The organism is Glutamicibacter arilaitensis, assembly GCF_044793945.1.
GTDB classification, from domain to species: domain Bacteria; phylum Actinomycetota; class Actinomycetes; order Actinomycetales; family Micrococcaceae; genus Glutamicibacter; species Glutamicibacter arilaitensis_B.
On sequence record NZ_CP084994.1, the window covers coordinates 2,452,456 to 2,478,183 of the forward strand.

20 protein-coding genes are annotated in these 25,728 nt (G+C 59.6%); 9 read left to right on the forward strand and 11 right to left on the reverse strand.

What is annotated here, in order from left to right; all coding sequences use genetic code 11:
• The first annotated feature begins 85 nt into the window (after positions 1 to 85).
• The gene (locus tag LG294_RS11505; protein ID WP_404285828.1) at positions 86 to 1,387 is read left to right on the forward strand and encodes a phosphotransferase; all 1,302 of its coding nucleotides are present in this window, start codon (positions 86 to 88) and stop codon (positions 1,385 to 1,387) included.
• Here LG294_RS11505 and LG294_RS11510 read toward each other — a convergent pair.
• Genes LG294_RS11510 through LG294_RS11520 form a run of 3 tightly spaced genes read right to left on the reverse strand, consistent with a single transcriptional unit; the run spans position 1,377 to position 8,316 of the window.
• Positions 1,377 to 4,724: an ATP-dependent helicase gene (locus LG294_RS11510; protein WP_404285830.1), complete on the reverse strand. Its 3,348-nt coding sequence runs from the start codon at positions 4,722 to 4,724 to the stop codon at positions 1,377 to 1,379. The two genes, LG294_RS11505 and LG294_RS11510, sit on opposite strands and share 11 nt — an antisense overlap.
• A complete protein-coding gene (locus tag LG294_RS11515) occupies positions 4,721 to 7,930 on the reverse strand; it encodes an ATP-dependent helicase (RefSeq protein ID WP_404285832.1) in 3,210 nt (1,069 codons plus the stop codon). The genes LG294_RS11510 and LG294_RS11515 overlap by 4 nt, the downstream gene beginning before the upstream one ends.
• On the reverse strand, positions 7,927 to 8,316 hold the full coding sequence (locus LG294_RS11520) for an MGMT family protein (RefSeq protein ID WP_404285834.1): 390 nt from the start codon (positions 8,314 to 8,316) through the stop codon (positions 7,927 to 7,929). Before LG294_RS11520 ends, LG294_RS11515 begins: the two co-directional genes overlap by 4 nt.
• Positions 8,317 to 8,403: 87 nt before the next feature.
• Here LG294_RS11520 and LG294_RS11525 point away from each other — a divergent pair, with 87 nt between their 5' ends.
• The 4 genes from LG294_RS11525 to LG294_RS11540 all read left to right on the forward strand — a co-directional run bounded on the left by LG294_RS11525 (position 8,404) and on the right by LG294_RS11540 (position 11,964).
• On the forward strand, positions 8,404 to 9,087 hold the full coding sequence (locus LG294_RS11525) for a 3'-5' exonuclease (protein ID WP_404285836.1): 684 nt from the start codon (positions 8,404 to 8,406) through the stop codon (positions 9,085 to 9,087).
• A 243-nt stretch (positions 9,088 to 9,330) separates the two neighbouring features.
• Positions 9,331 to 10,323, forward strand: a complete 993-nt coding sequence (locus LG294_RS11530) for a methionine ABC transporter ATP-binding protein (RefSeq protein WP_404285838.1) — start codon at positions 9,331 to 9,333, stop codon at positions 10,321 to 10,323.
• 3 nt (positions 10,324 to 10,326) lie between these two features.
• Positions 10,327 to 11,007 (forward strand): methionine ABC transporter permease, encoded by a 681-nt coding sequence (locus tag LG294_RS11535; RefSeq protein ID WP_404285840.1) that lies wholly within the window; start codon positions 10,327 to 10,329, stop codon positions 11,005 to 11,007.
• A gap of 105 nt (positions 11,008 to 11,112) precedes the next feature.
• Positions 11,113 to 11,964, forward strand: a complete 852-nt coding sequence (locus LG294_RS11540; protein ID WP_404285842.1) for a MetQ/NlpA family ABC transporter substrate-binding protein — start codon at positions 11,113 to 11,115, stop codon at positions 11,962 to 11,964.
• 595 nt (positions 11,965 to 12,559) lie between these two features.
• Here the strand turns inward: LG294_RS11540 and hemL are convergent.
• The 8 genes from hemL to hemE all read right to left on the reverse strand — a co-directional run bounded on the left by hemL (position 12,560) and on the right by hemE (position 21,364).
• A complete protein-coding gene (hemL, locus tag LG294_RS11545; protein ID WP_404285844.1) occupies positions 12,560 to 13,867 on the reverse strand; it encodes a glutamate-1-semialdehyde 2,1-aminomutase in 1,308 nt (435 codons plus the stop codon).
• The gene (gene hemB / locus LG294_RS11550; RefSeq protein WP_404285846.1) at positions 13,868 to 14,854 is read right to left on the reverse strand and encodes a porphobilinogen synthase; all 987 of its coding nucleotides are present in this window, start codon (positions 14,852 to 14,854) and stop codon (positions 13,868 to 13,870) included. It lies immediately after the preceding gene.
• Positions 14,855 to 14,865: 11 nt separating this feature from the next.
• Entirely contained in the window at positions 14,866 to 15,663 is a 798-nt protein-coding gene (locus tag LG294_RS11555; RefSeq protein WP_404285848.1) for a uroporphyrinogen-III synthase, read from the reverse strand.
• Between the two features lie 8 nt (positions 15,664 to 15,671).
• The gene (hemC, locus tag LG294_RS11560; RefSeq protein WP_404285850.1) at positions 15,672 to 16,646 is read right to left on the reverse strand and encodes a hydroxymethylbilane synthase; all 975 of its coding nucleotides are present in this window, start codon (positions 16,644 to 16,646) and stop codon (positions 15,672 to 15,674) included.
• On the reverse strand, positions 16,643 to 17,848 hold the full coding sequence (locus LG294_RS11565) for a ferrochelatase (protein ID WP_404285852.1): 1,206 nt from the start codon (positions 17,846 to 17,848) through the stop codon (positions 16,643 to 16,645). Before LG294_RS11565 ends, hemC begins: the two co-directional genes overlap by 4 nt.
• Positions 17,845 to 18,531, reverse strand: coding sequence for a hydrogen peroxide-dependent heme synthase (gene hemQ / locus LG294_RS11570; RefSeq protein ID WP_404291736.1), 687 nt, complete (start codon positions 18,529 to 18,531; stop codon positions 17,845 to 17,847). Before hemQ ends, LG294_RS11565 begins: the two co-directional genes overlap by 4 nt.
• 79 nt (positions 18,532 to 18,610) lie before the next feature.
• Positions 18,611 to 20,191, reverse strand: a complete 1,581-nt coding sequence (gene hemG / locus LG294_RS11575) for a protoporphyrinogen oxidase (RefSeq protein ID WP_404285853.1) — start codon at positions 20,189 to 20,191, stop codon at positions 18,611 to 18,613.
• A gap of 117 nt (positions 20,192 to 20,308) precedes the next feature.
• Positions 20,309 to 21,364: a uroporphyrinogen decarboxylase gene (hemE, locus tag LG294_RS11580; protein ID WP_404285855.1), complete on the reverse strand. Its 1,056-nt coding sequence runs from the start codon at positions 21,362 to 21,364 to the stop codon at positions 20,309 to 20,311.
• A 149-nt stretch (positions 21,365 to 21,513) separates the two neighbouring features.
• Between hemE and LG294_RS11585 the strand changes: the two genes are divergently transcribed.
• The 4 genes from LG294_RS11585 to LG294_RS11600 all read left to right on the forward strand — a co-directional run bounded on the left by LG294_RS11585 (position 21,514) and on the right by LG294_RS11600 (position 25,475).
• Entirely contained in the window at positions 21,514 to 22,863 is a 1,350-nt protein-coding gene (locus tag LG294_RS11585) for a glutamyl-tRNA reductase (protein WP_404285857.1), read from the forward strand.
• 134 nt (positions 22,864 to 22,997) lie between these two features.
• The gene (locus LG294_RS11590) at positions 22,998 to 23,621 is read left to right on the forward strand and encodes a TetR/AcrR family transcriptional regulator (RefSeq protein WP_404285859.1); all 624 of its coding nucleotides are present in this window, start codon (positions 22,998 to 23,000) and stop codon (positions 23,619 to 23,621) included.
• Between the two features lie 64 nt (positions 23,622 to 23,685).
• Positions 23,686 to 23,907: a DUF3107 domain-containing protein gene (locus LG294_RS11595; RefSeq protein ID WP_404285861.1), complete on the forward strand. Its 222-nt coding sequence runs from the start codon at positions 23,686 to 23,688 to the stop codon at positions 23,905 to 23,907.
• 101 nt (positions 23,908 to 24,008) lie between these two features.
• Positions 24,009 to 25,475: an RNB domain-containing ribonuclease gene (locus LG294_RS11600; protein ID WP_404285863.1), complete on the forward strand. Its 1,467-nt coding sequence runs from the start codon at positions 24,009 to 24,011 to the stop codon at positions 25,473 to 25,475.
• The last annotated feature ends 253 nt before the right edge of the window (positions 25,476 to 25,728 follow it).

The window sequence follows — 25,728 nt, forward strand, 5'->3', positions numbered from 1 at the left end:
CATCTGCACTCATATGCGTCGAAACAAGCGATCTTCAGTGCGTCATTAACGAAAGAAACGGCGGATCTCGCATACGGTGGAGGATGTGAAACGCTCTGCCATGGAACTCGCCGCAATTGCCACCGCCGCCGTGCCGGGATTGACCCCGGTAAGGTTCGCTGCATTGTCCGATGATGCAGAAGATTTCGATTCGGCACTCATCGTTGATGCGCAAAAACATCGCTGGCGCGTCCGCTCCCCACGCCACGACGAGGCAAGTATGCGTCTGGAAGCCGAGCTTTCGGCCCTGCGCGCTTTTTCGGCCAAGGTCAGAGCCGCGCTCCCGTTCGCTCTGCCATCTGTCGCCGGTACAGTGCGCCAAGGACCCTTGCGCACTTTCGTGTACAAGGACCTTCCCGGCAGAGTTCCCACCCTCGAGGAACTAGTCGAAGAGGGAAGCAAGCTTGCGGTGGCTCTAGGCCAGTGCATGGCGGCAATCCACCAGATTCCCGATGATTCGGTGGAAGTCGCCGGATTGCCGACATACACCGCTGATGAGGTCCGCCAGCGCAAGCTCAATGAGCTGGACACCGCCGCAGCGACTGGCCGAGTGCCTAGTGGCTTGCTGCGCCGTTGGGAACACGCCATGGAAGACGTGTCACTGTGGCGCTTTAATGCAACCGTGGTCCACGGCGACTTTGATGAAGAACAGCTCCAGGTTTCACACTCAAGCATTACCGCAGTCAAGGGCTGGACCGATTTGCATGTGGGTGACCCTGCCGATGACTTTGCATGGCTCTCCGCCATTGATGACCAGAGCTTTAGCGAACGAGTGTTCACCGCCTATGTGGAGGCGCGCGGCAATTCAGCAGATCCGCACATCATGCGCCGTGCCGCACTCGCTGCGGAATTCGCGCTCGCCCAGTGGTTGGTCAAGTCTTTGGACAGCAAAGACACTGAACGCATCGCGGACGCCGAAGAAATGCTGCGGGAACTGGATACGAATATAGCCGAGTACGGTGGGCAGCCGCTGTCCGTGGTCGAGGCTCCGCGGCCACTTGCTGCTCCGGTATCCGCTCCGGTTGCGAAACCAGACGTAGCGCCGAAGGCTAGCGCTGCGGCAATTAATTCTTCAAAGGTCACGCAGCTTTCGGCCGAAGATGAGGTCGCAGCGGATCCCGCACCGGTTGGCAGCCCTGCCAAGCCGCCTGCTGTGTCTGCCATACCCACTGCAGCTAGTGAACAGTCCGACTCGGCTCAGCGCACAAATGACATAGCTGTGGCAGGCACTACTTTGTCGGATGATTCAGCGACGGCCGACTCAGACAATAATTCTTCACACGAGGCGAAGCCAAACGAGTCGGTGCCCGCGAAAGGCACCGACTCCAAGGACGAAACTACTTCGTAGGTTCCGTTGCGGCTTGCTCCGACAGGTTTTCGAACGCGTTCGCAATCATAGCTTCAAGTTCTTCTTCTGAAGCCAGATATTCTGCGTGGATCGTAATGCCGGCGCCAACGTAATAGAACGCGGCTTGGATCTGTTCCAGGGGAATCCCATGCAAGCGTGACCATCCAAGTCGGTAAACCGCGAGCTGGACCAACTTGCTCTTCAGATCTTTCCCGCTGGGCACCTTGCCGGTTTTCCAGTCGAGCATCAACCAGGTGCCATCTTCAAGTTGGAAAACGGCATCGATGCGACCGCGGACGGCCACTGGCCCCACACGAGTTTCCAACGGCACCTCAACATATGCTGGTTGACGTTCGGCCCATTCGCTGGCCAGGAATGCTTCCTTCATCGATTCCAGATCCAGCACATCGTCAATATATCTGTCAGCCGGCTCCACAATCTCGCCCAAGTCAAGCATCTGTGTCTGCTCGTAGAATTCCTCGATCCAGGCGTGGAATGCGGTCCCTCTACGAGCGGCCAGGCCGGGACGGCGCGGAACGGGGCGGCGCAGATTCTCCAGCACTTCCACAGGGTCTTCGGCAAGCTCGACAAATAGTGAGGCACGCACATGTTCGGGGGCCGCGATGACACGTTCGCGGTTGTTGAGGAACTCGCGTTGCGCCAGCAGCCTGTCTGCCTCTTCCTTCCAATGTTCACCGAAGCTGGTCAGCATGTGGTCACCTGTGTCGACCGCAACCACATCTTCGGCAAGCGTGCTGAGCACCTCGCGACGAGAATATGGGTGTGGTGACTTTTGCACTGCTCCGGTGATCACCGGTCCATCAAGGGGGTCATACGGCCAGCGCGCCTCCATTGGTTGGGAACGCACAGGATTTTCCTCTGGCCCCTGATCGTTTTCGACCCACACTCCAATTTCGGCGCGGGGTTTCTTCCCTTCGGCCAGTGGTAGCAAGGCATTCATGAAGACCGAAGGTTCGCAAGGTTTGGAACGCGAGCCAGACCAGATGCTGCTTGAGCAGATCAACAATGATTTAGCCCGGGTGACCGCCACGTAGGCGAGACGGCGCTCTTCGGCAATATGGTGGTCGTCTACCCGATCCTTGAAGATCGATTCGGCTTCGAGTAATTCCTTCAGCGCTGGCTGGTCGGTATCCCACTGTGGCAAGTCGCCGGCGTCTCCGCGCAATGGCCAAGGCAGCGCCTTGTCGCCACTGGTCCAACGATCGGATTTAGCTCCCGGGAAGACCCCCTCGTTCAAAGACATCACCGCGACGATGTCCCATTCGAGCCCCTTTGAGGCGTGAATAGTCAGCAGTTGAACCGCCAATGGATCCGCATCCTCAGAGGGCAGCGGAAGCCCCTTTTCCTTTTCCGCGGCCTGTTCAAGCCACATGAGGAAACCTGCCAGTTCCACCCGCGGCGCATTGCGGCAATACTCGCGCACCACATCGGCGAAAGCATCCAAGTTCACCCGATATTTGTCCGAGGCAATCCAAGGTCTGGCAGCCACTTCGATGTCCAGGTTCATGGCGCGTTCGACTTCACGGATCAACGATTCCAAATCATCATTGGCGATCAAGCGCAATTGCCTCAGCTCGGATCGCAGAGCTTCAAGCCGTTCGAAGCCGGTAGTCGACAAACGCCGACCGTCGGAGCTGGTCCACCCAGCCGGAGGAAGATAATCCAGTGCCTCGATCAGGCTTGCCGCGTCGTTGAGCTCTGCACGGGCCGCTTCCTCTGTGCTTTGGTTTTGCGTGAGAGGTTCGGTGGAGTCTTCTCCCGGTTTCAGCCCACGCTCCCGGCGCCGGGCCAGTGAACGCGACCAATCCGCGAATGCTGCGAGGTCGGCGGCGCCTATGCGCCACCTGGCACCGGCAAGCAATCGCATGAGCTTGTCCGAGCGCAACGGATCCACCAGCACGTGCAAACAGGACACGAGGTCGGTTAATTCCGGCGTACTCAGCAGTCCGGAAAGCCCTACCAGCTGATATGGGATGCCCCGTTCGCCAAGTACCTCGCCCATCACTGAAAGGTTTGCCCGGTTGCGGCTGAGCACCGCGCTGGTCTTATGTTCGGCACCATCGCTTTTGCGATTTTCGGCAACAATGAGATCGGCGATCCTGATGGCTTCCTCACGGACAGTCTCGCAGCGATTGAGCACCACCCGACCCGATTGCGCAAAGGCTGAGGGTTCAAGAGGCTTGACGGAGACCGGTCCAATCGCCGGCTCCTGCCCACCTGCGGTGATATGGTTTGCCGCTTCCAAGACATTCACGGTGTTTCGCCAAGCCACCGTGAGGTGTTTGACGTGGGCGACTTCTCTGCTCGAATCGTGCACAATTGGAAATTCTTGCGGAAAACGGAACAGCTGCCCGGCGCTGGCACCGCGGAATCCATAGATGGATTGGTTCGGATCTCCCACCGCAGTCACCGGGTGGCCTTCGCCATAGAGTTGTGAGAACAGCACCATCTGCGCATGTGAAGTGTCTTGGAATTCATCAAGCAACACCACCTTGTGACTGGTGCGCTCGGCGAGCGCTGCGGCTGGAACTTCTTGCGCGATATGCGCCGCGTGGGACACCAGATCACCGTAATCCATCACACCGAGCTTGTTCTTGGACAGGGCATATTCTTGGGCCAGCTCGGCGATTGTGGCGCGGGATGCGAGCCGATCAATCATGTTCTGAGCGCCAACGGTACGCTTCTTTTCCTTGTCTGCCTGCATCGGGAACGCAGAGACTTCTTGAATGAGGCTGTCGAGCCACTGTTGAGCTTGTGGCGGAGAAACCAGATGCTCTGAAGACTCGGAGCTAAACGAGACGATCGCATCGATCAGCGTGCTGGTCGCCGAGCCAAGATGCTCGTAGTTTCCGGTATAATTCTCCAGGACCTGATGGGCCAGTTGCCAGGACTGCGCGGCACCGAGCAATACCGTGTCTTCTTCGATCCCCAGACGAAGTCCGTAGTCCTGGACCAAAGTATTGGCGTATGAGTGGTAGGTGGAAACCGCCGGATCGAGGAAGTCTCTGGTGTCTTCTTCGCTGAGCAGCCCCGTGGCTACTAACTGCGCGATCTTTGCCCGGATGCGGATGGACAGTTCGCCAGCTGCCTTACGAGTGAAAGTCACGCCGAGGATTTCTTCCGGGCGAACCAACCCGTTCGCGACGAGCCATACCACCTTGTCCGCCATGGTCTTCGTCTTACCAGAGCCGGCCCCAGCGATGACCAGCATAGGCTCTAAGGGCGCGGAGATGATCTCGGCCTGCTGCCCGGTTGGCGGGAACTGCTCCCCTAGGGCTTCGGAAAGTTCTTGTGGAGTGAATCGAATGTTGCTCATGGTTCGGTGACCTGTCGTCCTTGCTCGCACAATGGGCAGATTTCGGGCAGTGTGCATGATCCTCGAAGGCCTTCGGAGCCAACAGTGTGCCGGGTGGTGAATTCGCTCTCGCCCATCAGCTCCGCCGCTTCGAGAATCAGCTCTCGTGCCCAAGTTTCTTCGCCGAGAGCCGGCTGATCTCGCAGTGTTGCCGACTTTGTTGGCGTGCCTACGTACACCAGGGAGGCTCCGGCTGGTTCGGTGGAAAGTGCGGAAGTTTCTTCATGCTGCTGCAATGCACCGAGCTGCACGGCTGTTTGGTATACAGCCAACTGCGGGTGGGTTTCGGTGTCTTTGAGAGTTGGCGCTTTGCCGCCAGTTTTTAGATCTACCACCGTGGCCTTGCCGTGCTCGTCGGCTTCCACTCGATCGATCACTCCGCGAAGTTGAATATTCTTGCCTTCTTGCGGAACGTCAACTTGGAAGGACAGTTCTCTCGCTAGCAAGGCGCGCCCTGAGGTGCGCATTGCGATACTGTACTGCGCGAGTTTTTTGAGCATTTCCTCTGCCCTGTCAAAGTCACGTTGCCCCTCCCAGTTCGGAAGCTTTTCCAGTTCTGGCCAACGTTGCTCCAGTATTTTTGAGTATTCGCTCCCGCTAGCTTCTGGGTGTTCTTCAGCGATTGAATGAATCAAGGTACCTAAGGAAGCTGCGAAGTCATGTGCCGCTTCACCTCCGGCGCTTTGCACAAACCAGTTCAGAGGCGATTTAACCAGAGTCTCGACCTTTGAAGGTGACACGCGCAGCGGTTGATCTGTGGGAACCACCGGGGCGCTGGTGCTTAGCGGTTTCAATCCCCACCAGCTCTCTGGTTGAGCGCCACGAACTGGATATTCGTTGACGGCTAGCTGCCCTAGGACGGTGATGGCGTCGTGGTAAATTTCGTCGGCTGATACGTTCTCGGGACCTGGTACCGCGCCGAGCTGCGCAGCCTTGGCGCGCTCGGCCATAGAACGCAATTCGGCTACTAATGTGGAAAGCGCCCGAATTCTGGGAACCGGCGTGATTTCACGTTGTTCACCTCCGTTTGGATCGACTAGGTCCAAAAACGACGAGGGTTGAGAATCCTCGTTGTCCACCGCCGTGCAAATCAGTATCCGCGAGGCGCGCGAAACAGCGTTGCTGAAGCTTCGCATTTCGTCATTGCGGATTCCGCGCACCAGATGTGTCGGCGTGCGCGTGGTCAAGAAAGATATTCCATGTTCGACCGCATCGGCCAGGGCGTTTGAACCTAACAGCTCGCCACGCAATCGCAAGTTGGGCCAACTACCTTCTTGCAGTCCGGGGATGAACACGACTGGCCAATGCTTACCCGCGGCGGCCGCAGTGGTCAGCACCGTGACCATTTGCGTACCGGTAGCCCGCGAGGCAAGGGAGTCCATCGGCAGGTCCTGATGCAGGATGTGATCGATGAAAAGCTCCACGCTGGCGCCGGGCAACTGATCCACAAAGCGTTCGGCTGCTTGGAATAGCGAAAGAACCGCGTCCAAGTCGTGATCGGCACGACGGGCGGTATTCCCAGTTCCCAGAGCCTCTTTGCGCCAGGCATTGGCTCGGCCCGAAGCTTCCCACAACGCCCACAGCGCGGTCTCAGGCGTTGCCTGTCCGGTAGCAAGCTCTGCGCGCAACGCGCCGAACATACTTAGCAATCGCTCCAAACCAAATGCTACCGGCCCCAAATCATGGGTCAGTTTCGGTTCATGAAGACACGCTTCGAGGAGCTCTTGGCTGGACCGCCGCCCGCCTAACGAGCTTTCACGTTGGCGCAACAGTTGCCGCAATCGCCGAATTTCTAAAGCGGTACTCATTCCGTAGCGCGAGAGCAGCAGGTTCTGCATCAGCAGCGGATCATCACTCACCCCGTCTGCCAGGGCCAGCTGAACCAGATCCAGCAAGGGCCGAACCGCTCCCTCATCTTTCAAAGGAATTTCGGCCGGCGGGACCTGTACCGCGATCCCTTGGCCTTCGAGGAACCGGCTGAAAGAGCGCACCTGCGATCCGTTTCGAACCACGATGGCAATGTCGGAGAGCGGAAATCCCTCATAGAGATCCATCTGGACTATGCGTTGGGCAATATAGCGTTCTTCCAACGTGGAGTTTTCAAAGCACAGCGCGAGAACTTGTCCAGGTTCGGTTTCCGTTGAGGCTTGCAGATTTCGTCCGCGTAAGCCTGCTGCGAGAGGTATTCGCCGTACAACACGCTTCCATGCGTCCATGATGGTCGGTGCCATGCGGAAGCTGGTATTCAATTCGAAAAGTTGGACCTCATCGCTGCTGCTGTAGTTTTGGGCGAAACGACTCAACTCGTCGGCGCGTGCACCACGGAATCCTTGGACGACATTATCTGGCGCCGCAAAGGCTACAAGCGGGCGGTCACGGGCAATTAACTTTAATAGCCGGTGCTGCGACAACGTCGCTTCTTGAAGATCGTCCACCAGGATCAGCTGCAGCTTTCCGTGCTCTTCGGCCAGGAAATCTGGATGCTGTTCAAATAATTGGGCGGCACGGGTCATCAGACCTGCTGGGTCAAAAGCTTCGGCGCTGCCTAGGTCGAGTAAGTCACGATATTCCTGATAAAAGCGTGCCGCGGACAGCCATTCGGCGCGATTGGCCTGCTCCCCTAGCTCCGCAATATCTACCGGATCAAGCCCAAGCTCAGAAACCCGGTCAAAGAATTCACGTAGTTCTTTTCTGAACCCGCGAGTTTCGATCGCTAGTCCTAGGTCCTCAGGCCAACCAGGGCCAGCGGTCAATCCCTTCTGGTGTCCATCGAGCAGGTTGCCGATGAGCGTATCTTGTTCTGGACCTGATAGGAGCCGAGGCGCCCGTTCCAAGTTCGGCAACAGACCTTCAAGGCGTGCCCTGCGGATTAGATCAAACGCGTATGCGGACCAGGTTCGCACGACCGGCTCGGTAAAGGTCTGATCGGCCCGGCGGCTGAGATCGTCTCGAATGCCAGCCGCGGTCAGGCGAGTTGGCGCAATAATCAACAGCTGAAGCGGATCCAAGCCGGCATCTAGATGAGCTACGGCGATGTCTAGCAGAGCTGTGGTTTTCCCGGTTCCTGGAGCCCCAGTCACCAGCGTAGGTTTCGCTACTATTGCAAGCTGCTCAATCAATGAAGACGCATCTAGTGGTGCCGAGCCGATCATATCTTCCATGTTCATAGTTGATCATTCGCCTCGGACAAGTAACCCAGTTGCAACGCCGCTTTGAGCGAATCGATTTGTTCCCATTCGGCATCGATCGGTTTCCAACGCGCTTGAGTCATATCCACACGTTGTCCGCGGCGTGGAGTGTTTTCCAGCGACCACGCCTCGTTACCTCTTTCGGCAAGCGCCGCAGTCAGTGTGCCGTCGGCTCGAAGAATGCGCCACCAGGGCGTCCACGCTGGTGAACTTCCCATTGCTTTGCCAGCTTGCCGGGCTCCTCCGACCCCCAGGAGTTCTGCAACGTCACCGTAGCTAAGTACCGCTCCCGGCGGGACTAGCGCAGCGAGCTGATGAACCGCCTCGACATAATCGAGGGGCGAGGGTTTTGATTCGGGGCTCATGTCTCTATTGTGCCAACTTGGACATCCGCATCCACAAACGGAGCGTCTGTTGAAAGGTTGACCGAATGAGCGGGTAGCGTTGATTCCATGAATGAATGGCACAAGGGCCTTGCAGTTGGCTTTGACTTGGAAACCACTGGCGTCGACACTACTACTGCTCGTATAGTCACGGCATCGGTGGTTCTGCTTGATGCACAAGGTCAGGTAGTGAATCAACGTGAATGGTTGATTGATCCAGGAGTTGAAATTCCCGAGGCTGCTGCCGCGGTTCACGGCGTGTCCACCGAAAAGGCCCGTGCCGAAGGTATCCCTGCCGCACAGGGCGTTGCCGAAATCCTCAACCTACTCCAGTTCGCTGCCAAGCAGTCCCCCGTGATCGCGTTCAATGCCGCATATGACTTCTCCGTCTTGCATGCCGAAGCCTTGCGCTACGATTTGGTGCCGATCATCCCCGGAAACGTAATTGATCCGTTCATCATCGACAAACAGGTCGACAAGTTCCGCAAGGGAAAGCGCACGCTGGCAGCTGCTTGCGAACACTATGGCGTAGTTCTGGAAAATGCCCATACCTCGTTCGCCGACTCGGTTGCATGCGTAGCCGTAGCGCGGGCAATTGCTGAGAAATACCCGCAGCTGCAAGTTGATCCGCAGGATTTGCACGGCTGGCAGATCACCTGGGCGCGTGAACAGGCCGCCAGCTTCCAGGAATACCTGCGCAAGCGGGATCCCCAGGCTGTCGTAGATGGTGCCTGGCCAATAAAGGACAGCTAAGCTAGGCAACTCCAGCAATTGTTAGGCACTTCACACTTGGAAAACTAGTTTCCGCTGGATTCCGGGTAAGTCATTCGTTCATCTTCTGTCACAATTGTGCGAATCTTCTTCGATACGCGTCCCGGATTACCCTCAAATGAAGAATAGTGAACGCTTTTCACAGGTGGTTAGGGCGATATTGTTCGATAGTGATTCAATGGAGGGTACTCTCTATACCCCTTGAGAATTGAAGGAACGCGCCTAGTGATCACAGTTAGTGACCTGCGTAAGGTTTATCGTCAGGGCAGCAATGACGTTGTTGCTCTGGACGGTGTGAGCCTCGAAGTCCCCACCGGGAAAATTCATGGCATTGTCGGACACTCCGGAGCTGGCAAATCGACCCTCGTCCGCTGTCTGACATTGCTCGACCAACCGACGTCCGGCACGGTTTCTGTCAACGGCAAGGAACTGACAAACGTTAGCTCCGATGAGTTGCGCAAGGCCCGCCGCCGTATCGGCATGGTTTTCCAGCATGCCAATTTATTCGATTCGCGCACCACGGAACAAAATGTTGCGTACCCTCTCGAACTGGTCGGCACCCCTAAAAAGGAACTCGACAAGAAAGTTGCGCAGCTTCTGGAGCTCGTAGGGCTGACGAAGTTCGCAAAGGGCTATCCCGCCCAGCTTTCCGGTGGTCAGCGTCAGCGCGTAGGTATCGCCCGCGCACTGGCCACAGATCCCGATGTGCTGCTCTGCGACGAGCCAACCAGCGCACTGGACCCGTCGACCACCGATGAAATTCTTGAACTCGTCAAGAAGCTTCGCGACCGGTTGAACATCACGGTGTTGATCATCACCCACGAGATGCACGTCGTCAAGCAGATTTGTGATTCGGTGTCATTGCTCGAAGCCGGCAAGATCGTGGAGCATGGCGACATCGAAGCAGTCATCACTAATCCTTCGGGACGTTTGGCAGCGACATTGCTCCCGTTGCCCGGAGACGCCCCACAGGTTGAAGGCGCCGGTAGCGTTCTTGACCTGCTCTATACAGGTGAACAGGCAACCGAGCCAGTCATTTCAGGCATCGCGCGAAAGTTCAACACCGATGTCAACGTCCTTGCGGGCTCGGTCGAGCATCTAGGAGACCAGCAGTTCGCGCATCTGCGTGTGCAATTAGCCCCGGGTGCGGACATTAAAGCAATCGTCGAGCATCTGCAGTCCACCGGAATCGCAGTGACCGTGAAGGAGGCCAAGTAAATTATGGATTACTTTACGGAACTAATGAATAACCCTGGAATCACCAAGGCCATGTGGCCAGCCACCGTTGAGACCCTGCAGATGGTTTTCATTTCCTCGGTGGTATCGGTCGTGTTGGGTTTGCTCATTGGCATTCTCCTGCACACCACCGACAAGACTGGCTTGGCACCAGTTCGTTGGTTGAACGTGATCTTGTCGGGCATCATCGTCAATATCACCCGTTCGATTCCATTCGCAATCTTGATGGTCGCCTTGATTCCATTCTCGGCATTAGTTGTTGGCACCTCACTCGGTCCCATCGCCGCCTCGGTCTCGCTGACCATAGGCACCGTCCCATTCTTCGCCCGACTCGTGGAGACCGCACTTCGCGATGTCTCTTCCGGAAAGATCGATGCGGCCTTGGTAATGGGATCCACCAAGATGCAGGTCATAAGGAAGGTAATGGTTCCCGAAGCGTTGCCCGGCATCGTTTCAGCGATTACCACCACTGTCGTGACGATCATTGGTTACTCAGCCATGGCAGGTTTGGTTGGCGGCGGCGGCTTGGGCCGCTTGGCCTACAACTACGGTTACACGCGTTACGAAATCGAAATCATGATCATTACCATCATCATCATCGTGATCATGGTGCAAGTAGTACAGATCCTCGGCGACTGGATTGCCCGCAAGGTCGATCACCGCTAGGAAATCAATATTCCGCCGGGTCACCGGCGGGCCGGAGCGGCACACTCGCCGCACCAATCAGCTCCGTCTTTACCGACAACGGTTCAAATCAAAGGAATCACTCACATGCGTCAAAAGCTTGCCCTCGCCATCACTGGTGTCGCCACTCTCTTTGCGGTGTCCGCTTGCGGTAGCACCGGTTCCACCGAGCCATCTGCAGAAGCCAGCTTGGACCCGGCAAACCCTGTTGTGCTCACAGTTGGCGCGAGCTCAATTCCTCACGCTCAGATCCTTGAGTACGTAGATGAAAACCTTGCCAAGGAAGCCGGCATCGATCTGGACATCGTTGAATACGATGACTACATTCTGCCCAATACCTCGCTGGAAGATGGCTCACTAGACGCTAACTACTTCCAGACCCAGGCTTACCTGGATCAGCAGGTCGCCGATCGCGGCTACGAGTTCGAACACGGTCAGGGCATCCACGTCGAGCCAATGACCGTTTTCTCCAAGAAGTTCAACGAGCCAAGCGACGTCGCTGAGGGCGCATCGGTCGTCCTGAACAACGACCCTGCGAACCAGCTTCGCGGCCTGCGCCTGTTGGAAGGCGCTGGCCTCCTTGCCGGACTGGAAGACAGCGACACCGTCTTGACCATCGAAGACGATGAAGCGAAGAACCCTAAGAAGCTCAAGTTCAATGAAATGAACGCCGAGCAGGTTCCGCAGGTCTACAGCAAGGACGACTCGGTCGACGTCGCTGTTATCAACGGAAACTTCATCGCCCAGGCCAAGCTGAACCTTGACGAAATGCTTGATCAGGAGAGCGGCGAGAACAACCCGCACGCTAACTTCCTGACCTGGCGTGCCGGCGAGGAAACCCCAGCAATCGCCAAGCTCGAAGAACTGCTGCACTCCGATCAGGTCGGAACGTACATTGAAGAAACCTGGAACGACGGAAGCGTTATTCCAGCCTTCTAAGGACAGACAAATAAAGTGCTGCGCCGTTCCCCGTTTCGGGGAGCGGCGCAGTTCTGCCTTAAGCGGTGCATCTCCTTGTGACTGCGCAGCACCCGAAAGCCCCAACCACCGGACCCCATCAACCCGTTCGGAGAATCGCGCCGCCCAGACATTGAGCCTGCGAGCCATGCCAGCCTTATGCGCATGGGAAAGCGCTAGGATCGCCGCCACCCGAGCTCACGCAGCCGTTGGAAACGGGCGGGCTCATCCATGCGATAGGTGATTGGACAGGGACGATCATAATGTTGCCCCGCCTCGTCAAAGTACGCCCCGACCATTTTCAGCATCGGCTCAGGCATGAAGTGGACATGGATAGCGGCCAGCCGCGGGATACCTGGAAAGGCTAATATTTCCGGAATCTGTTGGTTGATGGTGTCAGCCTTCTGGAGTCCCTCCTGTTTCCACAGTCGTTAGAGATGCTCTGGGCCAAACTAGCAACCACCGCCATAGGTTGCCCACCGAACGTCTCCGGATAGCAAGAGGCCACGGCGTGCGCTGCCCTGTTGGGGGCGAGCGGTGCCATGGCCTCTTGGGTACTACTTACTGCGGGGAACCTCTATGCGGTGGCCGCAGCTGCCGCCAGAGCGGCTGCTGGCAATGCGGCGAAGATCTTCTCCATGGCTGCGTCGTCGTGTGCAGCGGAGAGGAACCAGGCTTCGAACACGCTTGGCGGCAAGTAGATCCCCGAGTCGAGCATGGAGTGGAAGAACGGCGCGTAGCGGAACGCATCCTGGGCTTGTGCGTCGGCGTAGTTATGCACGCCCTTGGCCGAGGTGCCGAAGGCCACGGAGAACAACGAACCGACGCGCTGGATCGAGTGATCCACGCCGGCAGCGTTGAATGCCTCGCGAAGCGCACCCTCCAGGGCGGTGGACTGCTTGAGGATATGCGCGTAGACCTCGTCGGTAGCGTGGGTCAGCTGGGCAATGCCTGCCGCCATGGCGACCGGGTTACCCGAAAGGGTGCCTGCCTGGTAGACCGGACCCAATGGGGCCAGATAGTCCATAACCTCGGCACGACCGCCCAGTGCCGCGGTCGGCAACCCGCCGCCGATAACCTTGCCGAAGGTGTACAGATCCGCGTTCCAGCCCTCTTCCTTGCCGGTCAAACCCCAGTATCCGGAAGACGAAGCGCGGAATCCGGTCAGAACCTCATCGAGGATCAGCAGCGCGCCGTGCTTGGCGGTGGTGTCCTTCAGGAACTTGTTGAAGCCCGCTTCCGGAGTCACAACGCCCATATTGCACGGTGCGGATTCGGTGATTACGGCCGCGATATTTGCGCCATGCTCGGCGAAGGCGGCTTCGATTGCTGCACGGTCGTTATACGGCAGCACCAGCGTCTCGGCCGCGGTGGCCGCAGTGACACCGGCGGATCCCGGCAACGCCAAGGTAGCAACTCCGGAGCCGGCGTCGGCAAGCAGGCTATCGAGGTGACCGTGGTAGCAGCCGGAGAACTTGATGATCAATTCGCGGCCGGTGAAGCCGCGGGCCAGGCGTACGGCGGTCATGGTGGCTTCGGTGCCGGTGGAGACCATGCGCACGCGGTCCACACCGTCCATGCGATCTTTGATCAGCCGGCCGAGTTTGGCCTCATCCGGGGTGGAAGCACCGAAAGACAATCCACGGTCAACCGCGGCGTGCACCGCCGACTGGATCTCCGGATGAGCGTGTCCCAACAGGGCCGGGCCCCAGGAGCAGACCAGATCTACATATTCTTTGCCATCGGCATCCGTGAGGTAGGCGCCCTTGGCACCGACCATAAACGGTGGCACACCGCCGACGGAGCCGAAGGCGCGAACCGGTGAGTTCACCCCACCGGGCATCACTTCACGGGCCTCGGCGAAAAGCTTCTCGGAATTCGACATCTATTTTTTTCCTTCGTTCAACCAGCCGGCGACTTCGGCTGCGTAATAGGTCAAGATTTGCTGGGCGCCTGCCCGGCGAATGGACAGCAAAGATTCCAAAACCGAGGCGCGGCGGTCAATCCAACCGTTGGCCGAGGCGGCTTCGATCATCGCGTACTCTCCGGAGATCTGATAGGCGGAGACCGGAACCGGGGACATCTGGGCAATATCCGAGACAATGTCCAGGTAGCTCATGGCCGGTTTGACCATGACCATATCTGCGCCCTCGGCCAGATCCAGTTCGACCTCCAGCAGTGCCTCGCGACGATTCGAGGCGTCCATCTGGTAGGTGCGGCGGTCCCCCTGCAGCTGCGAATCGACTGCTTCGCGGAATGGGCCGTAGAAGGCACTGGCGTACTTGGCCGCATAGGCGAGCACCGCAACGTCCTGCTTGCCGGCCTGATCCAGGGCCTCTCTGATCACCGCGATCTGGCCGTCCATCATGCCCGAAGGCCCGAGAATGTGAGCGCCTGCCTCGGCCTGGACTACCGCCATCTCAGCGTAAATTTCAAGGGTTCTATCGTTGTCCACCCGACCCTGTGCATCTAGCACGCCGCAGTGGCCGTGCGAGGTGAACTCATCCAGGCACACATCCGACATGATGACCAGCTCGTCGCCGACCTCTTCGCGCACCGCTGCGATGCCCTTGTTCAGGATTCCGTTCGGGTCGATTCCGGCACTGCCGTTTTCATCGCGCTCTTCGGGGATCCCAAAGAGCATGATGCCACCCAAGCCCCGCTCGGCAGCATCGGCCGCGGCAGCCTTGAGCGAATCCATGGTGTGCTGCACAACCCCGGGCATGGAGGTGATCGGGTTCGGCTCGGTGATCGACTCGCGGACGAAGGCGGGCAGGATCAACTGACGGGAGGAAAGCCCGAATTCTGCGACCAGCCGGCGAACTGCAGGATTCTGCCGGAGTCGGCGAGGTCGGTGCTGAGGGAAACCCATGTCACTTCTTTCTAGAATTGATGATTCGCATTTGGCAATAGTTCTTGGGCCGCGCGGGCTAAGCCGGCGGGCGTCGGTTCGCCGGCGATGGCGTCGGCTGCCATTCCGGCCGAGCGCAAGGCGGCTGCCGTAGGCTGGCCGATGGCCACGGTTTTCACCCGATCGGGCAAATTGACACCGGCTAGCTGCACGAAGCGGCGCACGATGCTTGGCGCGGTAAACACCAGCAGATCCAGGCCATCCAGCGCCTGCGGAATTTCTTCCGGGGCGAGTACGTGGATTCCCGGCGGTGCCGGTAGCTGTCCAAGCGGAGCTCCCCCGCTGCCCGCTGCAACCGTCAGGTAGGCGACGACCTCGTGGACCGCATGGGCGCTCAACCCGGCCGAGAGCGTGGAGCTGGCCAGATCCCCGTGCGGATAGAAAATCTTCTGCCCCGGTTCCAGCTGCCATTGGGCCACCATTCCGGCCGCGGACTGTTCAGCTGGCACGAAATCTGGGTCAACGCCTAGGCGCGTCCTGGCGGCTTTCGCGGTTTTCGTGCCTACCGCCGCCACTTTCGACCGCGGCGGAAGTCTGCGTCCGGCCAGCAGCGTGGAGATCACCTCCACCGTGTTCACCGAGGTAAGCACCAACCAGTGGTAGGAACCGGCCAGCAGCGCCTCGATCCCGGCGTTCAGCTCGCTAAGATCTGCAGGCCAGACGGTGTCGATCAGCCGGGCACAGAAGGATTCGATGCCCAGCTTCTCGAACTCCCGCACGGTAGCTGCGGCTCGCGCCGCGTCGCGCAGGATCAACGCCTGATAGGTCATGATCGCGGCTAGGCCAAACCTGCGACAACAGCCGCGCCGTCGGCGATCATCGATTCGGCCAAACTGCGTCCAAGCTCGCGCGCAGCCTCCGCAGTTGCTGCCGGGCTTTGGGCGTTGCGGCGCATGGTTTCGGACCCGTCAGGATTGCAGGCGACCGCTTCCAGGATGAGCATGCCGCCCTCCAGCCGGGCCAGGGCGCCAATCGGTGCCGCGCAGCCTGCCTCGAGGGCCGAGAGCAGCGCACGTTCGGCTTCGACCTGCATGCGGGTTGGCAGATGATCCAGTTCCGCGAGCGCCTGGTCCAAGGCCGGGTGGTCCGAACCGGTGCTGCGCACCTCCAAGGCCAGCGCCCCCTGCCCGGGAGCCGGCAACATGATGCTCGGGTCCAGGTACTCGGTGATATGCGATTCCAAGCCGAGACGGCGCATGCCGGCCGCGGCCAGGACGACGGCGTCCAGGTCCCCCTGCACGCTGCGTCCCACGCTTCCGTCATCGTGGGTGGCGCCGATGCCTTTGACCCGGCCAAGCCGGGTAGGCACGTTGCCGCGGATATCAACGACCTGCAGATCTTGGCGGAAGGCCAAGAGCTGGGCGGCGCGCCGCGGTGAACCGGTGCCGATCTTCGCCCCTTCGGGCAGTTCGGCCAAGCTCAGCCCATCCCTGGCGCACAATGCGTCACGCACATCTTCACGCTCTGGAATGGCGGCCAGCACCAGGCCCTCCGGCTGCGTGGTCGGCAGATCCTTCAAAGAGTGCACCGCCAGATCGCAGCCCGAGTCCAGCAGGCGCTGGCGCAGGGCCGCGGCAAATACTCCGGTACCCCCAAGCTGCGAGAGCGGTCCGGTGATCACGTCTCCCTCGGTCTTGACCAGGATCGTCTCCACCTGAAGCCCGGATGCTTCGGCCAAACGCTTGGCGGCCCACCCGGTCTGGGTGGTAGCCAGTGCGCTGCCGCGTGTACCTACACGAAAGGTTTCGCTCATGCCTGCGGCACCCCCACTTCGGAATCGACCGCGGCGATGGTCGGACGCAAAGTCCCATCCAGCGCGCGCTTTTCACAGCAATTCGGGCGGCAGACATCAAACCATGGTCCACCTGCAACGACGCTCGCGCGGCCAGCGCGAAGCGCTTGCCCGTTGGCATCGGCCAGGCGCTCTTCGACAAGGTCGACCAAGCCGGAAACAAATGCCTGGTGGGTACCCGGAGTTGCGACCCGGCTAAAGGCCAACCCCAGTTCGGCGCAGCTGTCCTTGGCTTCGGTATCCAGGTCCCACAGCACCTCCATATGATCGGAGATGAAGCCGATCGGCACCACAACGACACCGGCCACACCCGCGGCGGCATCCTCGGCCAACGCGTCGTTGATATCCGGTTCCAACCACGGCACATGCGGTGCCCCGGAACGCGACTGGTAGACCAGGCTGTGCTCCAGGCCTTGAGCCTGGGGAACATTGGCCAGAATGTGTTCGGCGACCGCGCGGTGCTGCGCGGTGTATAGATTCTCGCTTGCCTGCGCGCGCAGCTGCGCAGGTCCCGCGGCGTCCGCGTCGGCCATCGGAATCGAGTGCGTCACGAAGACGATCTTGATTTTGCCCTCGGCGTTGTTCTTTGCCGCAAGCTGTTCGCGGACCTCGGCCAGCGAGGCGCCCAATCCCTCGATGAAGGGTTGCACGAAGGCCGGAGTGTCGAAGAACTGGCGCAGCTTATCAACCTCGAGCACCCCTTCCAGACCGGTATCGCGCAGCCCCATTCCCAGGTCCTCGCGGTACTGGCGGCAGGCCGAGTAGCCGGTGTATGCGCCGGTGCCCATCAGCAATACCTTGCGGTGCCCGTCGCTGGCGATCTCTTTGAGCGTATCGTTCACGAAAGGGTGCCAGTTGCGATTGCCCCAGTACACCGGTACATCGATGGAACGCGCGGCAAGTTCAGCCTGAAGGGCCGCGAGCAGTGCACGGTTCTGCGCGTTGATCGGCGAGACTCCACCGTTCTTGCGGTAGTGCACCGCCACCTCTTCGAGGCGTTCGTCCGGTATCCCCCGGCCAGCGGTGACGTTGCGCAAGAAAGGGATTACGTCATCCTGGCCTTCGGGCCCGCCGAAGGAGGACAGCAGGATCGCGTCATAGGCTTTGGGCGCCATCCGTCCGTTGGCGTCATAGCCGGTGCGTGGATCGAAATCCTGAGTCACTTCAAAACCTCGATGACCTCGGCAGCCGAGATGCGGCGGCCGGTGTAGAAGGGGGTCTCTTCGCGCACGTGGTGGCGGGCTTCGGTGTAGCGCAGGTGGCGCATCATGTCGACCAGGTCGATCATGTCATCGGCCTCGAGGCAGATCTGCCATTCGAAGTCGCTGAAGGCGAAGGCGGCCACGGTGTTCGCCAGCACATTCGGGAATTCGCGGCCAAGCATGCCGTGATCACGCAGCATCTTGCCGCGGTCCGCCGGATCCATGGTGTACCAGTCGGTGGTGCGCACGAATGGGTAGACGGTCATCCATTCCTTGGCGTCCAGCCCGCGGGCGAAAGCCGGCGAGTGGTCCTTGGCGAATTCCGCTTCGCGGTGCACGGCCATCGTGGAGTACACGATCTCGGTGCCTGCCAGCAGCGAGCTGCGGCGAAGTTGGCGCATCGAAGCCTGCAGCAGCTCGGCGGCCGGTCCGTGCATCCAGAGCATCACGTCGGCTTCTTCGCGCATCATCGACACGTCGTAGATGCCGCGCACTGCCACACCGGATGCGGCCAGTTCGGCGACCAGCGAGTCGAAGGCCGCAGCATCCGCCGCGCCCAGTTCCACGTTGGCGGAGCGTTTGAACACGGTCCACAGGGTGTAGAACATGGTCGGGTTTTCACCAGCGGCGTCGCGGTCTCGCATGACCGGTGAATTGTGCTGTACTTCGTAGCTCACTTAGTGCTCTCCTTGATCAACTGATCTATCTAATGCTTAAAACGAGTTAGCGGGCGCTGATGGCAACTGTCCGGCGAGTGTGGCCGATGACTCGGGCCAGCCCGGTGCCGGCAAGCCAGGCACCGACCAGATCCAGGCCTTCAAACTTCTCGACCGCCGATTCCACCAGCGCCCGGCGTTCGCTGGCGGCTTCACCTTGCAGCGGAACCATGTCTTGGTAGCGCGACACGGCGCTTCCCACGACGTCGTCTTGATGCAATTCAACACCGAGAATCTTTGAAGCATCTTTGACTGCCTGCTCAAGCAACGCCTGATCGTCACCGGACTCGACCAACGCATCCTGCGCTCCAATGCGGCCGAAGGACAGCCGTATCACGTGGGTACCCGGACCGGATTGCTCTGCCAGCCAAGGCCATTTGGCACTGGAATGAGTCAAGGCCTTGGCTACCAGGGGCGCTCCCTTGGCGACCAGCGCTCCGGATCCGCGCGGCGCATCGTCGAGTTCTGGCTTATCGACCACGAGCACTACTAAGGCGATGGAGTTGGCCTCGGCGTCTGCGGCGATCTGCTGCTGCTCTTCGAGCAGCAGATTGAGCAGATCGAGCGCCGCTTGCGCCGGGGTGGCAATGACTACCCGGTCGGCGTGGAGCTCCTGGCCCAGCGTATGCACGGTGTACGGCCGCTGCTCCCGGGCGTCATGGCTTATCTGGGTCACCGGCGAATTGCGCACCAACGCCACCGAGGACTCTTTCAACTGCTCGCTGAGCGTGGTGATCAGCGTGTACATGCCGCCTTCCAGGCCGGCGACTCGCGATCCTGCCGGGGCATCGCCTTGCAGCTGGGCGACGGCTTTGGCCAGTGACCCGGTTCGCTGCATCGCTTCGCGCAGTCCCGGAGCTGCCGCATCGATGTCGATACGGGCCGGATCCGTGGAGTAGATCCCATTGACTACCGGGGCCACCAGAGCGTCAAGCACGCCCTGCCCCATGCGATGGCGCACCACTTCGGCGAGCGAAAGTTTTTCAGTGGCCCATTTCTTGGGCATCGGCGTGACCAGATCGGCTGCGGCACGCACTGTGGCGGCCCGGCCGATAATTCGGCGCACCTCTTCGGTGCGGATCCTTGCGGGGATACCCAGCAGGGAACTCGGCGGCAGCGGATTGGCCTCGACGTTCTCGGACTCCCCCTGGATCAGCCAGGCTCCGACGCCGGACGGCTGAGCGATTTTTTCGCTCAGGTTCAGCTCATCCAGGTAAGAGGCGACAGTTCCGCCGCGCAGCGCGAAGGATTCAGCTCCCGCGTCGATGTCCAGGCCGGCGACTTCGACCCGGCGCAGGCAGCCACCGAAGGTTTCCGAGGCTTCAAGGACCGTGACCCGGTATCCGGTCTGGCGCATTTCCCGCGCGGCAATCAATCCAGCGATACCGCCACCGACAACGATTGCGTGCGGAGTATCGTCTTGCGCAGTGCTGTCTTTAGAAGCGCGGGTTTCCGCGGCTGCACGAACCTTTTCCAGCAGGCGCAGGGCATGTGCTGCCGTGTCCCCAGCGATATCTCGGCGGATTTTTCCCGCTGGACGTTCATTTGGTTTTTCTGCCGCTGGGGCGTTGCGCTGATTCTTGGTCATTGGCGCTGCACCTTCCACCTTCAACTCGATGTTCCCCGCAGTCCGGGACGTGCTGGGATTACCGGCGCGTCCCGGATGTGGAGACCTGTCTTTGAAACCTAGCCTAGCCCTGTGCGCTTAGAGCGAGTGGATGAGTTCAACCACTCGCGTGAGCACCGTCGGATCGGTGGTTGGCGGCACTCCATGTCCCAGGTTCACCACGTGTCCGCGGGCCTTGGATCCGCTGGCGACAACCTGGCGGACGTGGGCCTCAAGTACTTCCCAAGGAGCCGAGAGCAAGGCCGGGTCGATATTGCCCTGCACCGACACGCTCTGGCCCAGGCGCTCGATCGCGGTTTCCAATGGGATGCGGTAATCCACGCCCACGGTGTCCACTCCTGAATCGCGCATGGCAGTGAGCAGTTCTCCGGTACCGGTGCCAAAGTGGATCAGCGGCACGCCGGTGTCGCGGACGAAGTCCAATGCACGCGAAGAATACGGGGCCACGAACTTCTGATAATCCGGAAGCGACAGCGAACCTGCCCAGGAGTCGAACAGCTGTGCGGCGGATGCGCCGGCTTCGACCTGGGCGCGCAGGAACTTGCCCGAAGCGTCGGCCGCCCAGCTCATCAGCTTGTCCCAGACCTCAGGTTCGGCATGCATCATGGTGCGTGGGCCGAGGTGGTCACGGCTTGGCTTGCCCTCAACCATGTAGGCAGCCACGGTGAATGGCGCCCCGGCAAAACCGATCAATGGGGTGTTGCCCAGCTCGGCAACTGTCAGCGCCACGGCTTCGCGAATCGGGTCCAGGGATTCATCGGTCAGTTCCGGCAAATTGGCGACATCTTCCGCGGTGCGGATTGGCTTGTCCAAGACCGGGCCGACACCGGGCACGATGTCCACCCCGATGCCCGCCAGGCGCAGCGGGATCACAATGTCGGAGAAGAAAATGCCGGCGTCAACCTTGTGGCGGCGCACCGGCTGCAAGGTGATTTCACTGGCCATGGCAGGGTCCAAGCACGAATCAAGCATGGTCACGCCTTCGCGGAGCTTGAGGTATTCGGGCAGTGAACGGCCTGCCTGGCGCATGAACCACACCGGGTGGTGGCTCGGCGTGCGACCGGTCAGGGCCTGGATCAATGCGGAATCGGAGGTACGTCCATCAACGAAGGGATGGTTCTGCGACAGAGTCATAATCCAATAATGCCAACTCTTGCAGGCAAAAGCCCATTTGTGCCGTTCACCCTCAGGGGAAGGTGAGCAACATAACGAGTCAAAACCCCATCAAATTAGGTTCGCCTGCGTTGTTCAGATGCCCTAATTCGGCCTATTCTTGGAACATTGTGGTTTTCTTATCTCTTGTCGCATCGCATTCGCAGCTCGATCTGGAGACCGTGGCGCAACTGAGCGCCTCGGCCAGCGGGCTAGCCGCCGCATCCATTAATGGTTCGGCGGCTATCAATGGTGCCGTGGTCCTAGCTACCTGTAACCGGTTCGAAGTCTACGCAGATGTGGAAAACGTCGAAGACGCCACCGAGCATCTGGTAAACAAACTTTCCGAGAACACTGAACTTTCCGCGGACTTCCTCGCTCGCCGACTAACCACCTTGGAAGGGGAACCGGTCATCGACCACCTGTTCTCGGTGGGCGCCGGCCTAGACAGCGCCGTGGTGGGCGAACGCGAGATTGCCGGTCAGGTGCGTCGCGCACTGACCCAGGCCCAGCAGGAGAAAACAGCCACCAGCAGCCTGACCCGACTCTTCCAAAACGCCACGCGAGCCGCGAAGGATGTCGGAAGTAGTACAGATTTGGGCTCCCAAGGAAAATCCGTGGTCTCGGTGGCATTGGATCTCGCCGAAGAGCTAATGGATCACAGTCGCAGCTGGAATGACCAGGACATCGTGCTTTTCGGCACCGGCTCCTATGCTGGCGCCACCATGGCTCTGCTGAAAGAACGCGGCGTCAAGCGCATCAGCGTGTACTCCCATTCGGGCCGCGCAACGGATTTCACCGACAAGCGTGGCGGTTTCCCGCTGAGCGATGAACACCTCACCCAGGCCCTGCGCGAAGCCGACGTCATCGTTGGATGCTCCGGCGGTGGAAACCGTTTGGACAGCCGCACCTTGGACGAAGTGCGTGTTAAGGGACACCCGTTGATTGCCATCGATATGGCCTTGACCCACGATTTTGATCCAACGATGTCGCAGTTGAACGACGTTGAGCTCATCACCCTCGAATCGGTTCGGATGGCTGCGCCGAACGATCAGGCCCTGGCCGTGCATGACGCCACCCGGATCGTCACCAAAGCCGCACGCGAATTCTCCGCCGCGCAGCGCGAGCGCGAAGCGGACCATGCGATCGTGGCCTTGCGCGCGCACACCAAGACCGTATTGGACGCCGAAGTAGCGAAGGTACGTGCGCAGCACGGATGCACCGCCGCGGCCGAAGAAGTCGAGCTTGCGATGCGCCGGATGATGCGCCAGCTGCTCCACGTCCCGACCATGCGTGCCCGTGAATTGGCGGCCGAAGGACGTACCGACGAATATGTGGCAGCCCTCGAGACCCTCTACGGGCTGGACCTGACGGGCTCTGCAGCCCCGGCCGCTATGGTGCCGGCGAAGACTGTGCCCGAAGTCCCCGAACCTGCAGATACCGTTGCCTGCCCAGTACTTCCTTTGGAACAAAGCGCTTAAGCACTTTAGACACCCCGAGTTCGCTGGCGAAATTTTCGGCGCGACATGGAATACTACTTCCAAGTAGGTGGCGGTTTTACCGGCGGAGCATTCGCCTGTAGCCACCACACGCAGCTGGTTGAAAGGTCTTGGTCATGGCGGAACTTGGGGAAATTAAAAATCCACGCACGCAACGGATGCCTCGCGAAGCGCGCCGCCGCCAGCTGCTCCAAGCAGCGCACCAAGTGTTCGTAGCCCACGGCTATCACGGGGCTTCAATGGATGAAATCGCCGAAGTTGCCCTCGTCTCCAAGCCAGTGCTCTACCAGCATTTCCCCGGCAAACGCGAACTTTATCTAGCCTTGCTCGATTCGCATCTGGCAGATTTCACTAAGCTGCTGGATGACGCAATTTCCTCGACGAATGAAAATCGACAACGTGTTTTCGCGACGATCAACACGTACTACCAATACATCAAGCGCGAATCGCAGGCCTACCGGCTGATTTTCGAATCAGATGTGCTCTCCGATCCGCTGGTCGCGGCACGCATCGAGGAGTTCAATAATGCACTGGCGATCTCCATTTCAAAGGTCGTTGTCAAAGACACCGACCTGGACGAGGATGAAGGATTGCTCGTGGGCCGCGCCTTGGCCGGCCTCTCCCAGGTTTCGGCACGTTATTGGGCTACCAGCGGCGAACCTGTGGATCAGGAAACCGCAGTGGATCTGATCTCGCGTTTAGCTTGGCGCGGAATTTCACGGTTCCCGAAGGAAAACTAGTTAGATTTGTTTTAGAGGCCCCCAGACGGGACTCGTAATTCTTTCGAGAGGATCATTGACAATCATGGAAATCCGGATTGGCATTCAGAATGTAGCCCGCGAAGTTGTGCTCGAGTCCGAGCTGAGCAACGCCGAAGTGAACGAGCTGGTATCCAAGGCGATCTCCGAGGGAACGATGCTATCGATGAAGGATCCTAAGGGCCGTGAAGTACTGGTCCCACCGGCAGGTATCGCCTATGTTGAGGTTGGTCCCGAAGAAGCACGCCGCGTGGGCTTCGCCCACTAAGCCAAGCTTTTGAGCACTATCGTGGCCGTCCCCATTTTTTGGGGGCGGCCACGATAAGTTAATCGTGGTTTGAATCACTGTTTTGTGATAATCCTAGGTGTGTGACCAATCCACGCATCCACAGCCCCCGCAAGCATCCGGCAGCCAACCTCGACGAGCTGCTGCTCGCCTTGGAAAGCGAATTGGGGGTTCCAGCGCCCTTCGATGAGCAAACCCTGAAAGCTGCCCAAGAAGCCGTTGACAACCTGCGGGCCCCGGAAAATGACGACACCGCGCTGCCATTTTTCACAATCGACCCCGAAGGCGCCACTGATCTGGACCAGGCCATGTATCTGGAACGGCAAGGCGACGGCTACCTGGTGCACTATGCGATCGCCGATGTTCCGGCTTTCGTCACCTTGAACGGAAAACTCGACGAGGTCACAAGGCAACGCGGACAAACCTATTACCTGCCGCAACGCAAAATCAATCTCCACCCTCCCCTGATTTCGGAAGATCAGGGTTCCTTGCTGCCCGGCGCGGTGCGACCGGTATTCCTGTGGCTAATCACCCTGGATTCTGCTGGGGCCATGACCGATGTGCAGCTGCGACGCACGATGATCAAATCCCGGGAACAGCTGGACTATCAAACCGCGCAAGAAAAACTGAATACAGGCGAAGGCGGCGAGCAGCTGAAGCTCTTGTCCGAAATCGGAGCGGTACGCATCGAGCAGGAACGCCTGCGCGGCGGCGCCTCCCTCAACCTTCCAGACCAAGAGGTTGAGCCCGACAATGGTGGCTACAAACTGGTTAGCCGCCAACCGTTGCCCTTGGAAGGCTACAACGCACAGATTTCCCTGCTCACCGGTATGGCTGCCGCCCGGATCATGCTCGATCACGGCACCGGAATTCTGCGCACCATGCCCGCCCCGGAAAAGAAGGATCTGGCGGAGTTCAAAAAACAAACCACGCTGCTTGGCCACGCTTGGGATGGCGAACTTAGCTATGGCCAGTACTTGCGCACTCTTGACGTGAATGATCCGCGACAGCTGGTCATCATGCACCGGGCCGCCTCGCTGTTCCGCGGCGCTGACTACGACGTGATAAACGGACAAAAAGAAGACGAGCTGGAACAGGCAGCTCTGGCCGCTCCTTATGCGCACACCACCGCGCCGTTGCGCCGCCTAGTGGACCGCTTCGTGCTGCTGTGCTGCTACCTGCAAGCCAATGGCAAGCCCCTCCCAAGCGAGTTGAGCGAAGCGCTGGAGCAGTTGCCTGGCCTGATGCGTGAAAGCTCAGTTTCGGCGAATCAGATCGACCGAGCCGCGATCAACCTGATCGAAGCCTACGTGCTGCAGCACCGGGTCGGAGAGAAATTTGAGGCCATCGTATTGCGCGAGGCCACCGGAACGCACAATGGCGACCCAGCCTCCGCCGATGCCAAGGACCGCCCCGGAAGCCTGCAGTTGGTCACCGAACCGATTACCGGAGAGTTCACCGGAAGCGCGGAGCCAGGCACCCTGGTCACCGTCACGCTGCGCTCCTCGGACCCAACTACGCGCAAGATCATGTTCGACATCGTCAGCTAGCACCGCCGGCCGCCGGGAAACTGGCGTGGAGACGCTATGCTTGGGCTATCACTATTTAGGATGCCCGGTCGCACCGTGCTGAACGAAGAGAACAGTTTCGTGGTGACTTCCCAGCGGTCACCATTCCGACACCCGCCTCTTGTGGCGGTTGGCGTGTATGACGCGATCGGCTCCGCTGGACCCGCACCGGCAGGTGCCGGCCCCCTGAAAGCTCAGGGCTGGCAGCACCAGTTCCGGTGCCACAAATGAAACG